The organism is Acinetobacter sp. GQ146 (assembly GCF_059758585.1).
Window position 1 is genome coordinate 38,308 of the sequence record NZ_JCAXDV010000011.1, and the last position, 14,673, is coordinate 52,980.

Here is a 14,673-nt window from a genome sequence, read left to right on the forward strand (position 1 = left end):
TCCCTAAAGGTTAAACAATTAAAGCTTGAAAGTTTGAGGTTCAATGCCGAAGCGTCGATATTGTTTAAATTTTTCACGACCGAGCTGTTTGGCAGCATCATTATTCTCAATAATTTCTATAATTTGGCTAAAATCATTGAATTGATCAAGTGCCTGATTGTTAAAATTAAAGACAATCCAATCTTTTTCTTTCGGTAACTGTGCCGAGATGCAGACTCGTGCCTGTGCTTGGTCAATCCCATGTCCGATAAAGCTGCTGGCGTCAAACGTCCATAAGCGTTCATCCAGTTGTTGCTGTAGAGCCGCATCCGGGCAGTATAGCCAAACTCGTTTGGGTTGACGCAGGATTTTACGGCACAGACGGCAAGTGCTATCGACTTGCCGTTCTGGACTTTTTTCAAACAGATAAAAGCTAACTTTAGCCATTCGTGCTCACACGATTCGCTAAGAATTGCATTAAAAGTGGAACTGGACGTCCAGTTGCACCTTTGCTATTGCCTGAAAGCCAAGCGGTACCTGCAATATCTAAATGTGCCCAGCGATATTCACGGGTAAAGCGTTGCAAGAAACACGCTGCCGTGACCGAACCTGCTTTGGGTCCACCAATATTGGCAATATCCGCAAAAGGCGAATCCAGTTGTTCCTGATAGTCATCAATCACCGGCATGCGCCATACGCGGTCAAATGCGGTCTGACCTGCAGCATTCAATTCAGCAGCCAGTTCATCGTCAGGGGTAAACATACCGGTTAACACGGAACCTAATGCCACCACACAGGCCCCAGTTAAGGTCGCAATATCAATCACCAATTCAGGGTTGAAACGCTTGATATAAGTCAAGGTGTCGCACAGCACCAAGCGTCCTTCTGCATCGGTGTTTAAAATTTCGACGGTTTGACCACTCATACTGGTGACAATATCCCCTGGGCGGGTTGCGTGACCCGACGGCATATTTTCAGCAGCGGCAATCGCACCCACCACATGAATGGGCAATTTTGCTTCACATAAGGCGCGTAAGGTACCTAGTACAGACGCTGCACCACACATGTCGAATTTCATTTCATCCATGCCCAGGCCTGGCTTGAGTGAAATACCACCTGTATCAAAGGTTACCCCTTTACCGACCAAAACAATTGGCGCTTGTTCAGGCTGACCAGTGTACTCAAGGGTAATGATTCGTCCCGGACGCTCTGAGCCACGACTCACCGCTAAGAAAGCAAACATGCCCATGTCTGCCATCTCTTGTTCATTGATGACCGTGACTTTGAGTTGTTCAGGAAATTGCTGTGCCAAAGCCAGTGCTTGCTCAGCCAGATATTCTGGGAAGCAGATATTGCCCGGGCGATTGCCCAAGTCACGGGTATAATTTTGCCCCGATTGAATGGCTTGAATTAGGCTTAATTGTTGGCTGTTTAATGGACTTTGAGCGGCAATTAGCCCAACTTCATTCAGCAAAAATTCATTCTTTTTCGATTTGAATTCATCATAACCATAGGCTGCCTGAGTCAGGCTCAAGGCAAATACGTAGTGCAAGGCTTCAGGCAAAGCATTCAAATCAACTTGAATCTGCTGATATTTTTTTTGTGAAGATTTGATAATGGTTTGTGCAATTTTTGCTAATTTAGCAGGCTGTAATTCTTCAGCTTTATCCAGTCCAATCAGCACCGTATGTGCATAGCCTGGAATCTTGGCCAATAATGGCAAGCTTTCATTGAAACCGGCTTTAAATTGAGTCGCTTGAGCAATCTGTTCTAAGTCATTGATTTGATATGTGGCTGCGATTTGAGCGAGTTGAGAAAGCGGGGCTAAAATGAATAAAGCCTGATCGGAAGCGGGAGCTGGTAGAGCGGTATTCAAGCTGAGTTTCATAGGGGGTCTTCACGCCTTTGAGAGTTTTAAGTCATTCAGCCATTGAAACATTTTTATCGATAGAGTTTCAATGCAGAAGCAGGGGAATAGGTTTTATATTTTTAACATTCGGGTAAACTAACGATAGTTTTTACTCTTTTTGAAATTGGAAGAATCAATTTGATTATTCGGCGTTATTTAGTCAAGCAAGTGGTCTCTACCTCATTGGTTGTTATTGCCTTATTGACCTTAATTATGATGGGTGGCCGATTAATCAAATATTTCGGTGTCGCTGCCCAAGGCCGTCTAGATGCCAGTATTTTATTTAGCATCATTGGCTATCGTATGCCGGAATTTTTAACCCTGATTCTTCCTTTGGGTTTCTTTATTGGCTTGATGCTGGTTTTTGGTCGCTTATATGTGGACCATGAAATGGCGGTAATGAACGGAAGTGGCATCAGTCGTCATCAACTGGCGCGGTTACTTATTCCGATGACCTTAGTTTTCATGTTGGTTCAAGCCGGCTTAATGCTGTGGATGTCGCCATGGGGGTTACGTCAGTTCGAACAGCTCACTACCAGTCAAGCGGTGCGTACCGGTTTTGATCTGGTGCGACCCAAAGAGTTTATTTCATCGGGTCCCTATACCATTTATGCTGGGGATTTATCCGAAGACCGTCGTAATCTGAAGGATATTTTCTTCTATCAGCGCGCGGAAAAAGAAGGTAAACCCGATGTGATGATTTTGGCCAAAGAGGCCACCCGGGTTGAAGTGGCGAATGACACCGCCAATGTGGTGGATCTAGTGCAAGGACGGCGTTATGAAATCTACCCAGGACATCCCAAATATACTCAAGCCGAGTTCCAAAGTTATCGTTTACGTTTAGAGAATGATGCCGAAGCCAAATTTGAAAGTGCTGAAGTTGAAGCACTCACAACAGGCAAGTTATGGCAGAACCGCAATGATCCAGTGGTGGCCAGCGAGTTGGGCTGGCGTATTTTTGTGCCTTTGGTCATGATTGTGGCATTAGGCTTGGCGGTGGCTTTATCTGAAGTCAGTCCGCGTCAGGGGCGTTATTTAAAACTATTTCCGGCATTGTTGATTTTTGCCAGCTTGATTGTGGCGATGATGGCGATTAAAACCCGCGTCAGTAAACAGGAAATTGGAATTTGGGCTTATCCAATGGTGCTGTTTGTGTATGCCATTGCTGCAGCGATTTTCTCGCGTAAGCAGAAACTAGCCCCAAAAATTAAGAAACAGATTCAGCGAGTGAGGTCTTAAAAATGTTTGCACGTCGTATTGTCGCGAAACATGTGACTAAGACCACCGCCTATGCCATGTTGGGGGCAACGGCGGTCTTGTCTGTCTTACAGGTGTTATTTACTTATTTAGGTGAGCTGAGTGATCTGAATGACACCTATACCGCTTGGCAAGCACTGATTTATGTATTGTGGGGAGCCCCACGCTATTTATATGAAATTTTACCCATCGCTGCCCTAATAGGTGCGGTATTGGGCTTGGGTACCATGGCCTCCAACAGTGAGCTGATTGTGATGCGCTCCATCGGCATCAGCCTATGGCGTATTGTGGGCTGGGTAATTCGTTCCGCTTTAATTCTGGTGGTCCTTTCCTTCGTGTTGAGCGAATGGGTCATTCCCTATACCAATGAACAAGCCAAAAGCGTGAAAAGCCATCGCAGTGTGGCGGCTTTAGGTGAAGTCAAAGGTTATTGGACGCGTGAGGGGCAGCGCTTTATCTATATTGATTATGCCAACTCGCAGGGTCAACTCCGTGATATTCAAGTGGTCGATTTTGACCAAGAGTATCGTCTGAATAGTGTGCTCAATGCCGAGCAAGGGCAGTTTGTGCAAGATGGGCAATGGAATTTAAAAGATACCCAACAAGTCGAAATTCAGAATGCGGGCAATTCCATTCAACGTGAGGCAGCACAGCAACCCTTGGCTTTAGCCTTACAACCGAAATATGTGCATATGGTCACCATTGACCCTGAGGATTTATCTCCAAGTCAGTTGGTCAGCTTTATGCGTTATATGAATGAATATAGCCAAGTGCCTAAAACCTATCAGCTGGCATTCTGGCAAAAAGTCGGGTCACCATTTGCATTGATTGCTTTAGTTTTAATTGCGTGTTCTTTTATTTTTGGTCCATTACGTCAGCAGTCTATGGGTTTCCGTTTGGTGATTGCGCTATTTATTGGTCTGACTTTCTTCTATTTGCAGGACTTCCTCGGTTATGCCAGCTTGGTCTATTCCCCATCACCTGCATGGTTTGTGTTTGTGCCAATTGTGTTGATGTTTATCGTTGGTGGTTATTTATTGCGCCGCGCACGCTAAAATTTCGTGCAGATTGGAGAAAACGATCTGCACAAGCGGGTTTAACCCTGTTGCATACATGGAGTCTTGAGCGAAAATTCGGTAAGATAGTGCGACCAATTTATAGACAAAGAGTGTAAATCATGACGGATGCAACTGCTGGCAAAGTTCCGCACGTATTGGTAATTATGGATGGTATTGGACATCGTGAAGCGGTGCAAGATAATGCCTTCCTGGCTGCACAAACACCAAACTTGACGGCTATGCAACAAAAGCATCCGCATGGATTGATTTCAGGTTCTGGTGAAGATGTGGGTCTTCCAGATGGTCAAATGGGAAACTCAGAAGTTGGACATATGAACCTCGGCGCAGGTCGTGTGCTGTATCAAGACTTTACCCGTATTACCAAAGATATTCGTACAGGCGCTTTTTTCGAGCATCAAGTTTTGATTGATGCGGTTGAAAAAGCCAAAGCCGCACAAGGTGTTGTGCACATTATGGGCTTGCTGTCTGAGGGTGGGGTGCACTCGCATGAAGACCATATTGTGGCCATGGCTGAATTGGCCTTGAAACGCGGTGCGAAAGTCTACCTGCATGCCTTCTTGGATGGTCGTGATACACCGCCCAAAAGCGCACAACCTTCTTTAGAAAAATTAGATGCCTTATTTGCGCAATATCCGAATCAAGGGCGTATTGCAACGCTGATTGGTCGTTACTTTGCCATGGATCGTGACAATCGTTGGGATCGTGTAGAACAAGCTTATCGCTTATTGACTGAAGGTGAAGCTGTACGTGTTGCAGCAACGGCAGTAGAAGGCCTAGAAATGGCTTATGCTGCAGATGAATCTGATGAATTTGTCAAAGCCACCCGTATTGGTGATGTTGCTAAAGTTGAAGATGGTGACAGCATTGTCTTTATGAATTTCCGTGCGGATCGTGCGCGTGAAATCACCAAAGCTTTTGTGGAAAAAGACTTCGCAGGCTTTGAGCGTAAAGTGGTGCCGAATCTTGCGATGTTTGTAATGTTGACCCGTTATCAAGCCACCATTGATGCACCTGTAGCCTATATGCCTGAAGCATTGCACAATTCACTGGGTGAATACTTGTCAAACTTGGGTAAAACCCAGTTGCGTATTGCTGAAACGGAGAAATATGCACACGTCACTTTCTTCTTCAGTGGTGGTCGTGAAGATGAATACCCAGGTGAAAAGCGTATTCTCATTCCATCACCGAATGTCGCGACCTATGATTTAAAACCAGAAATGAGCGCGTATGAAGTGACAGATGAATTGGTTGCTGCAATCAATTCGGGTGAATATGACCTGTTGGTGGTGAACTATGCCAATGGTGATATGGTTGGACACACAGGGGTGTTCCAAGCAGCCGTCAAAGCGGTTGAAGCAGTGGATACCTGTTTAGGTCGAGTCTATGAGGCAGTTATGGCGCAAAAAGGCCATATGCTGATTACTGCCGATCATGGTAATGTGGAGCAAATGCAGGACTATGCAAGTGGTCAGGTACATACGCAACATACCACGGAATTGGTGCCGTTTATTTATGTTGGCCCAACGCAAGCCAGCATTGCTGAAGGTGGTGTGTTGGCCGATGTGGCACCAACCTTATTAAGTTTGATGCAACTTCCAATTCCAACAGAAATGCAAGGCCGTAATTTAATTACCCTTCAAGCCTAAGCAGGCAGTTAACAGGTGAATCAATGACCCAACACTTGAAATTTGTTATTCCATTAACAGCTTTATTCATGTGTTGTGCTCATGCCACTGGGGCAGTTGAGGACACTCAGGCTGCTCCAGAGTTTGATGAAATTGAACAAAGTTATCCCGAAGTGCCTGTTGAATCGATTCAGCAATTTGTGCAAATTTATGGCATTGTGAAAGATAACTATGTCGATAATAAAAATGATGAACAACTCTTCCAACAAGCCATTCAAGGCTTAGTTAGCGGTCTAGACCGTTATTCACGTTATTTATCTCCAGAAGATTATAAGCAGTTGGTGCAATATACCGATGGGGATTTGGCTTCGGTCGATTTCAATTTAAGTTATGACAATCAGCGTCAATGGACAATTCAAGGGCTAAAGCCAGAAGCAGATGCCTATAAGTTGGGGCTACGCAATGGTCTGTCGGTAGTGAAAATTGAAGATCAGGAACTGAAAAAGCTCAATCGGGAGCAGGTGAATGCCTTATTATTCGGTTCGATTGGTTCTACCTTGAGTATCCAACTCAGCCAAAATTCCGCGCCTATCAGTGTGGTGCGCACCAAAAAGATTGAAACCGATATTGAAGCACAAATGTTGCATAATCAGGTTTTGCTGCTGAAAGTTCGTGTCTTTCAGCAAGATACCGCCAATGAAATTAAGCGTTTGATTGAAGAAAACAGTAACCCACGTTTAAAAGCGGTACTGATTGATTTACGGAATAACCCTGGTGGTTTACTTTCTGCAGCGGTTGAAACGGCAGACTTATTTTTAAATCAGGGCATTATTGTGACGACCAAGAGTCGTTCGGAAGGTAATCAGCAATTTCAGGCTTTACCGAGCTCTGAATTTCAGAATTTAAAAGTCGGGGTTTTAATTAATGCCCGATCGGCTTCCGCTGCGGAAGTCTTTACTGCTGCCATGAAAGAGCATCGTCGTGCTTGGGTGGTGGGGGAAAAGAGTTATGGCAAGGGTGTGGTACAGAAACTGTTCCCATTATCCAATGGTGCCGCCTTGCAAATGACCGTGTCGCATTATTACACCCCTACCGGCAAGATGATTGAAGGTATTGGCATTCAACCGGATCAAGCCTATCCCTTGCAACATGATATGAAAGAAGAAACCTATCTAGAGCATGTTGCAGAGATGTTGGCAAATCGTCGCTAATTACTCATCGGTATCGAGTCCAAACTTCTTCAGACGATAACGCAATGAGCGGAAAGACATCCCAAGCTTTTTGGCAGCCAAGGTGCGATTCCAATGCGTCATATTCAGGGCATTGAGCAAAATATCTTTTTCAATATTCTCTAAATACAGCTCTAAGCCTTCTTCTGGCAACTTCTTCGGCCCTAAGGTCACTTCTGAAGTATTGGTCATTTGATCTAAGCTCGGTACTTGAGGGCTGAGACTACGACGTAGCGGTGCGCTTTGCAGGTGCTGCACATCAATATAATCTTCATCACTTAAAGTAATCGCCCGTTCAATGATGTTACGCAATTCACGCACATTACCAGGATAATACTGCGCCAAGAGAAAGTCTTTGGCGCGTGGCGTCAGGGCTTTACTGTCAATTTCCCATTCGCGGCATACTTTTTGAATAAAGTGATGGGCGAGCAAGAGAATGTCTTGACCCCGCTCTCTCAATGGGGGGAGTACCAGATCCATGACATGAATACGGAAGAACAGGTCTTGTCGGAATTTACCCTGTTGTACCAGAGACTCTAGATCTTGGTGGCTGGCACTAATCACACGAAAATCGACATCAATTTCCGTCTCTGAGCCAATTGGGCGAATCGATTTTTCTTGGACTGCACGTAGCAGTTTCACCTGCATATTCAGCGGGAGTTCTGCAATTTCATCCAGAAATAGACTGCCGCCATGCGCAGACTGAATCAGCCCTTGCTTGTCTTGCGTGGCACCCGTGAAACTGCCTTTCTTATGACCGAAGAGCTCACTTTCCAGTAAGTCTGAAGGAATGGCACCGCAGTTGATGGCAATAAATGGCCCTTCATTACGATTACTGAGACGATGTACCAGATTGGCCACCACTTCTTTGCCCGTCCCTGACTCACCCGTAATAAAGACCGGTGCTTGAGAGCGTGCAATCTTCTTTAACGTGACACGCAGTTGCTGGATCGGTAAAGACTGCCCAATTAACATGCGTTGTTCGAGGGCATCTTCCTGTGCAGTCTGTTGATGTAAGGGCTTATTGAGGGCTTTTTGTAGCAGCTGTTCCAGATGGGTTTGTTTGATCGGCTTGCTGACGAAGTCAAATGCCCCAGCTTTCAGTGCGGCAATGGCGATATCCATATTGCCATAGGCTGTTAAGACCGCAACTGGTAATTGCGGATAATGCTGGGAAATTTCCTCAACCAGCTCCAAACCGCTGCCATCTGGGAGATTTAAGTCGGTAAAACAGACATCATATTGTTGTTCCATCAACATTTTTCGTGCTTGTGACAAACGATAGGCCACATGCGTTTCTATCCCCATACGGCTGAGCATCATTTGCATCAGTGTACATAAATCTTCTTCGTCATCTACAAATAAAACGAGTGGTTGTTTCGCCACCATAACACCCCAGTAAAAATTGAAATCATGAAGTGAGCTGTCTGCATTCAATCCGAAAGCATGCTCCCTGTTGTTTTTCTACATAGCTTAAGTTGGCTTGATTGGCCTCACAAAAGCTATGGGACAGGTATAATCCTAAACCAGTTCCAGTAATTTCGGTACTAAAAAAAGGCTGAAACAGGTGGGCCTGATCATGAACCGCAACACCTTCCCCAAAATCACACACATCAATGTGAATGTTGTTATCCTGCGCATAGCAATGCAACTCTATTGTACTGCGTTCAGGGGCATTATGTCGGATGGCATTGCGAATTAAATTAATTAACACTTGACGAAACTGGGCTTCATCAAAACTCAGTTTTAACTGTGGTGCGATATGACAGTCGATCTTATGTTGAATATCAGCCAGATCTTCTCGAATAAAGCGCGGAATAAAATCATTTAAAAGTAGCTCAATCGGTTGAGTCCCTTTATTGCGCACCATGCTCAGCGTATCTTGTATGATCTTATCAATCCGCTTGGTCTGCTTACTGATCATCTGACTTAAGGCTTGCTGTTGTGGCTCGCTACTGCCTGGAAGTAGTTCATTGGCCTGTACAATTGCGGCTAAGGGATTGCGAATTTCATGCGCAATACTGGCAGACAATTGACCTAGCGCGGCCAGCTTTAATTGTTGAACCTGTTGGTTAATTCGTTGTCCATCCTGAAGTACCAATAGAGTGAGTACTTGTTGAGGGACGATTAACTTCTGAACTTCAATATGCAAGTGATAGCGACTCAGTTGGGATTCGAACTGAAATTTTTCGCCATTTTGCAGTTGATCGAAATTCAGGAGTTCAAATAGGTCTGGCTGTAATTTGTATAAAGGATATTTGTCAAAGGCATAAAAAGGTGCGATCCCTAACAGCGCACAGGCAGCAGGATTGCTTAAAACAATATGACAGTTTTCATCTAGCACCAGATAGCCGGTATCAATCTGTTCTAAAATATAGCGATTAATATTCTGTAAGCGTTTTAATTCTTGGGATTGTGAGAAATTGACATGATCCAGCAGTTTAAAGCGACGGACAGCCAGTTGGCCGCAGGCATAAAATACAAAAAACAGTACGGCCAGAATGACACTGTTACTAATATTTTTAAGAGAGTTCAGGGTCCAGAAGCTGATAAAAAATTGTTGATAGATGACCGCGATGACGGCAATCAGAGTAATGATAAGTGCTTTTTGGGTGTTGAGTAGTAATGAGGCTGCAAAGATTGTGGTTAAGAACAGTACACTGATACTGAAGCTGGGACCATTGGTCGCCACAGTCAGCAAGCTGAGTGCAATGACATCGACAATAAAGATAAAGGCAAATTGTTGCGGGATATGCTGTTTAAAATGTCTCAGATTAAACAGTTGCACACAGTTAATAAAAAAGTAGCCCCAGAGCACATAAAAGTACAATTGCGGAAATTCATAATTATTGGCCAACTGTTCTTGAGTCAGAATAAATATGACCACCAAACAACTGGTAATGAGTAAGCGGTAAGCAGTATACCACAACCCAAAAAAGTATTGATTTAATTCGAAATATTGGGAGTGTTGCATGCTGCAAACCGATTATTATTAGATAATGAAGGTGCTGGGTATTTTAAGGTTTGATCAGACCGTAACGAATGGCTAAGTGAGTCAGTTTAACATCACTATCAATATTCAGTTTTTCAAAAATACGGTAACGATAGGTATTGACGGTTTTGACACTGACAAACAGTTTGTCGGCAATTTCTTGAGCACTGATACAATTCACCACCATCATGGCGACTTGCATTTCACGTTCCGACAGGGCATCAAAAGGCGACTGTTGCGTGTCAGATAAATAAGAACTGGCCAGCTGCTCGGCAATGTCGGCACTGAAATATTTGCCGCCTTGCATCACCTTATTGATGGCACGCACCATTTCACTCACAGGAGCGCCTTTGGTGATATAACCTTTAGCCCCTGCTTTTAATAACAAAGAAGGATAGGGTTCTTCTGCTAAGCCGCTGACAGCCAAAACTTTGGTTTCAGGTGCGGTTTGTAACAGACGACGCGTGGTTTCTACACCACCAATCCCAGGCATATTCACATCGAGTAAAACAACATTGGGGTGATGCTGACGGACCAGATTAATGGCTTCTTCGCCAGATTCCGCCTGACCAATGACCTGAACATCTGCATGGTCTTCTAGCATACGACAAATACCAGTACGGACTAATTCATGGTCATCCACCACTAAAACTGTAATCACCGATTTCTCCCTCTGGCTAAAAATTACATAATTTTTGTTACATAAAGCAAAATAAGCTTGCAATGAAACGACAAAATTAGCAATCCTATTCTTATTCCGAAATTAAAAGTTTTGCACAATAGCGTGAACGAAATTTCCCGTTGCTGTGTAAATGTAAGGCATATTTGAGGTAATACGCAAATGTATCTTACCTCCCTGAGTTGAGTAAACGATTGTGAAAAATTCTAAGAAGTCATTCATGCATGTGTTGAGTATGTCTATTCTACTCAGCCTGAGTTCAACAAGCTTTGCTGAACTCGTCATTAATCCTTCCTCGGGGAGTACAGGTCAGGCTTCAATGAGCTGGTCTTCAGAGGAAGCAAGTCAATTATTAAATAGTGATGTTTCTGCGCTCGGCGAGGAAATATCTCCGCAAGGTTCAACCAAGGTGACCACGACGGTTCGCAGTTCAAATGGGGTTCCTACCACATCTGCACCGAAAACGGTTCATATTATTGATACCTCTGCTGGCTATAGCAGTCAACCGTCTGTCAATGCCCGTGCCGCGCTGGTCATGGATGCACAAACAGGTGAGGTGCTCTATAGTAAAAATACCAATACGGCTTTACCGATTGCTTCAATTACCAAATTAATGACAGCTGTTGTAATTGCTGATGCACGTTTAGATATGTCAGAAGAAATTACTTTGCAGTCGATTGATTTTGCAGGGGCAGGTGGTAAAAACTCCAGTTCAACCTTACGTGCGGGCGATACCATGAACCGTGCCGAGGCGTTACTTTTTGCTTTAATGAAATCAGAAAATCCAGCGGCAGCCGCGTTAGCGCGAACGTATCCAGGAGGACGTAGTGCTTTCATTGCTGCGATGAATGCTAAAGCGCGGGCTTTGGGCATGAATTCAACCCGTTATGTTGAGTCAACGGGCTTGGATCCACATAATGTTGCATCAGCACGTGATTTGGGAATTTTAGTCAGTACCGCATCGCAATATGGCTTAATCCGTCAGTTTTCAACCACGGCCAGTTATGATTTTAATTTGGGATATCGAGTACTCAAATCGAATAATACCAATGCCTTAGTTCGTAACGGTGGTTGGAATATTAACTTGTCTAAAACAGGTTATATTAATGAGGCAGGGCGTTGTGTGGTGATGCATACGACCTTAAATTCTCGCCCTGCGGTTGTCGTCATTCTAGGGGCAAGTTCATCTCAAAGTCGAACTGAAGATGCAACCCGCCTGATGACGTGGGTAAGTCAGTTACCAAAACGTATTTAATTGAAAAAAATAAAAAAACTCTTCTTCGTGAAGAGTTTTTTTATAGGTAGTGATTGGTATTCACCCTAAGCATTTCAGTTGCGTTATGGTTTGATTAAGGTATAAAAAAACCAGTTGCAAGCAACTGGTTTTTTCGTAAGTTCAAAACTTACATATTTGAAAGAATCGAATCTTTGACTTGCGCCATGGTTGCATCGATAGAGAGCATGACAGCATCAGCACATTGCTTAATGGCAGTGTCAGGATCTTTCAGACCATTACCTGTCACGGTGCAGACAATTACAGAACCTTCAGCAATTTTACCTGCTTTAATGTCACGAATTGCACCACCAATTGAAGCTGCAGAAGCTGGTTCAACAAACACACCTTCATACATAGAAAGTAGACGTTGCGCTTCTAGGATTTCAGCATCTTGGAGTTCATCGAACCAACCTTTAGAATCGCGTACTACGGCTTTGGCATGGTTCCAGCTTTGTGGGTTACCAATACGAATGGCAGTTGCAACGGTTTCAGGATGTTCTACTGGTGCACCACGTAAGAATGGCGCAGCACCTGCCGCTTGATAACCAACCATGGTTGGTAAGCCTTCAGGCTTAGGACCCGTGAATTGGTCTGTCGCAGCATCATAAGTCACGTATTCAAACTGATCCGCAGGTTGGTTTGCTACGGCTTCGGTATAACCCATCCAGTGCGCCGTAATGTTGCCCGCGTTACCGACAGGTAAGCAGTGATAGTCTGGCGCACGACCCAACGCTTCTACGATTTCGTAAGCAATGGTTTTTTGACCTTGTAAACGGTACGGGTTGATTGAGTTTACAATCGTTACCGGAGCTTGATCAGCCACTTCTTTCACAAGGCGCATGCCATCGTCAAAGTTACCGCGAATTTGCATGGTAATCGCACCATACATCATTGCTTGTGCCATTTTACCCATGGCAATTTTGCCTTCAGGGATTAACACGAATGCTTTAATGCCCGCACGTGCTGCATAAGCAGCCGCAGCTGCTGAAGTGTTACCTGTTGACGCACAGATAATGGCTTTGGAACCATCTTCAACGGCTTTGGTCACGGCCATGGTCATGCCACGGTCTTTGAATGAGCCAGTCGGGTTCAAGCCTTCATATTTCACATAAATTTCAACATCTTTACCAATAATGCGTGGAATATTCTCTAATTTAATCAGCGGGGTATTCCCTTCGCCTAAAGAGATTCCACGAGTAGTAGCAGACACTGGTAAACGGTCACGATAACGGTCAACTAAACCAGTATAACGATTGGCATTCGACATGATGATGTTCCAATTATGGGTAGAGCTTGGCAAGGGGGAATCGCCCCCTTGACCCGATTAATTATCAAGCGATTCTAAACGAATTCGCACAATTTCGCCATGAATAGCTGGCAAGGCTTGAATTTGCTGTAGAGCTTCATCCATTTTTGACTCCACCACAGGATCGGTCAGAATCACGATTGGAATCAGGTCTTTTAAGCGAGACTGCTGCATGATGGCATCAATACTAATGCCTGCGCGGCTTAAGATTGAGGTGACATCTGCCAGTACACCCGTTTGATCTTCGGCATTGAGGCGAATGTAGTAGCCAGTGGTCATTTCTTCACGGCTCAAGATTGGCATGTCGGTTAATGCTTCAAATGCCAATTGAGGAATCGTGCCTGCACCATCTTCGGTATAGGAAATATCACGTACGATATCAATCACATCGGCAACAACCGCAGATGCTGTTGGGCCTGCACCTGCTCCCGCACCGTAATACAGTGTTGGACCGACGGCATTGGCCTGTACCAAGACCGCATTTTTTACGCCATTTACATTGGCAATCAATTCTTCCGCAGGAATCAGGGTAGGGTGAACGCGAAGTTCAATGCCTTTATCCGTACGACGCGCAATCCCTAAATGCTTGATGCGGAAACCAAGTTCTTCCGCATACTTGACATCTTGAGCCGTCACTTTACTGATGCCCTCGGTATAGACTTTGTCAAACTGTAAAGGAATACCAAATGCGCAGGACGCCAAAATTGTCAGTTTATGCGCAGCATCAATGCCTTCTACATCAAAAGTCGGGTCAGCTTCAGCATAGCCCAACTCTTGTGCTTCTTGTAGGACATCTTCAAAGGTACGACCTTTATCGCGCATTTCGGTCAGGATGAAATTTCCTGTGCCGTTAATAATGCCAGCCAGCCAGTCAATTTTATTGGCTGCCAGACCTTCACGAATCACTTTAATAATCGGAATGCCACCCGCGACTGCCGCTTCATAGGCAATCTGTACAGCATTGTCTTCTGCTGCTTTAAATAACTCATTGCCGTGTTCAGCCAAGAGTGCTTTGTTGGCTGTAACCACTTGTTTGCCATGCTTGATGGCTTCCATGATGACGTCATAAGCCGGGTGAATCCCTCCCATAACTTCAACTACAACATCTACATCAGGTTGACGTACGATGTCCATGAGGTCGGCACTTTGTTTAACCGATGCTGGAAGATCAAGGTCTGGACGCGGACGACGAGTACCCACATGGGTAATTTCAATGCCTCGACCGGTGCGACGTTTAATCTCAGCAGCGTTTTCTTTTAGTAGTTTAAGGGCACCACCACCCACAGTACCAAGACCGAGGATTGCCAGACGAACTGGTTTCACGTCACACTCCATATATTTC

Annotated in this window: 12 protein-coding genes; 5 read left to right on the top strand and 7 right to left on the bottom strand. The window is 44.6% G+C overall.

What is annotated here, in order from left to right:
• Positions 1 to 18: 18 nt before the first annotated feature.
• Together AC6CHI_RS15205 and AC6CHI_RS15210 are read right to left on the bottom strand one after the other, a co-directional pair.
• Entirely contained in the window at positions 19 to 426 is a 408-nt protein-coding gene (locus tag AC6CHI_RS15205) for a DNA polymerase III subunit chi (RefSeq protein WP_458893343.1), read from the bottom strand.
• The gene (locus AC6CHI_RS15210) at positions 419 to 1,867 is read right to left on the bottom strand and encodes a leucyl aminopeptidase (RefSeq protein ID WP_498122293.1); all 1,449 of its coding nucleotides are present in this window, start codon (positions 1,865 to 1,867) and stop codon (positions 419 to 421) included. The genes AC6CHI_RS15205 and AC6CHI_RS15210 overlap by 8 nt, the downstream gene beginning before the upstream one ends.
• Before the next feature lie 159 nt (positions 1,868 to 2,026).
• Between AC6CHI_RS15210 and lptF the strand changes: the two genes are divergently transcribed.
• The 4 genes from lptF (at position 2,027) to AC6CHI_RS15230 (ending at position 7,060) form a co-directional block, all read left to right on the top strand.
• On the top strand, positions 2,027 to 3,127 hold the full coding sequence (gene lptF, locus AC6CHI_RS15215) for an LPS export ABC transporter permease LptF (protein WP_498122295.1): 1,101 nt from the start codon (positions 2,027 to 2,029) through the stop codon (positions 3,125 to 3,127).
• A gap of 2 nt (positions 3,128 to 3,129) precedes the next feature.
• Positions 3,130 to 4,200, top strand: a complete 1,071-nt coding sequence (gene lptG, locus AC6CHI_RS15220; protein WP_498122296.1) for an LPS export ABC transporter permease LptG — start codon at positions 3,130 to 3,132, stop codon at positions 4,198 to 4,200.
• A gap of 122 nt (positions 4,201 to 4,322) precedes the next feature.
• Positions 4,323 to 5,870, top strand: coding sequence for a 2,3-bisphosphoglycerate-independent phosphoglycerate mutase (gene gpmI / locus AC6CHI_RS15225; protein ID WP_498122298.1), 1,548 nt, complete (start codon positions 4,323 to 4,325; stop codon positions 5,868 to 5,870).
• 23 nt (positions 5,871 to 5,893) lie between these two features.
• Positions 5,894 to 7,060: a S41 family peptidase gene (locus AC6CHI_RS15230; protein ID WP_458893348.1), complete on the top strand. Its 1,167-nt coding sequence runs from the start codon at positions 5,894 to 5,896 to the stop codon at positions 7,058 to 7,060.
• Here the strand turns inward: AC6CHI_RS15230 and AC6CHI_RS15235 are convergent, their stop codons facing one another.
• The 3 genes from AC6CHI_RS15235 to gacA are packed head-to-tail and all read right to left on the bottom strand — an operon-like array spanning position 7,061 to position 10,731.
• On the bottom strand, positions 7,061 to 8,467 hold the full coding sequence (locus AC6CHI_RS15235) for a sigma-54-dependent transcriptional regulator (protein WP_498122300.1): 1,407 nt from the start codon (positions 8,465 to 8,467) through the stop codon (positions 7,061 to 7,063).
• 22 nt (positions 8,468 to 8,489) lie between these two features.
• A complete protein-coding gene (locus AC6CHI_RS15240) occupies positions 8,490 to 10,052 on the bottom strand; it encodes a sensor histidine kinase (protein WP_498122302.1) in 1,563 nt (520 codons plus the stop codon).
• A gap of 43 nt (positions 10,053 to 10,095) precedes the next feature.
• Positions 10,096 to 10,731, bottom strand: a complete 636-nt coding sequence (gacA, locus tag AC6CHI_RS15245) for a response regulator transcription factor GacA (RefSeq protein ID WP_016168485.1) — start codon at positions 10,729 to 10,731, stop codon at positions 10,096 to 10,098.
• A gap of 214 nt (positions 10,732 to 10,945) precedes the next feature.
• Between gacA and pbpG the strand changes: the two genes are divergently transcribed.
• Positions 10,946 to 12,004 carry a D-alanyl-D-alanine endopeptidase PBP7/8 gene (gene pbpG, locus AC6CHI_RS15250; RefSeq protein WP_458893351.1) on the top strand — a complete coding sequence of 353 codons (1,059 nt, stop codon included), beginning with the start codon at positions 10,946 to 10,948 and terminating at the stop codon, positions 12,002 to 12,004.
• Between the two features lie 148 nt (positions 12,005 to 12,152).
• Here pbpG and thrC read toward each other — a convergent pair whose 3' ends face one another.
• A complete protein-coding gene (gene thrC / locus AC6CHI_RS15255; RefSeq protein WP_498122304.1) occupies positions 12,153 to 13,292 on the bottom strand; it encodes a threonine synthase in 1,140 nt (379 codons plus the stop codon).
• Between the two features lie 57 nt (positions 13,293 to 13,349).
• Positions 13,350 to 14,654 (bottom strand): homoserine dehydrogenase, encoded by a 1,305-nt coding sequence (locus AC6CHI_RS15260; RefSeq protein ID WP_458893353.1) that lies wholly within the window; start codon positions 14,652 to 14,654, stop codon positions 13,350 to 13,352.
• Positions 14,655 to 14,673 lie beyond the last annotated feature (19 nt).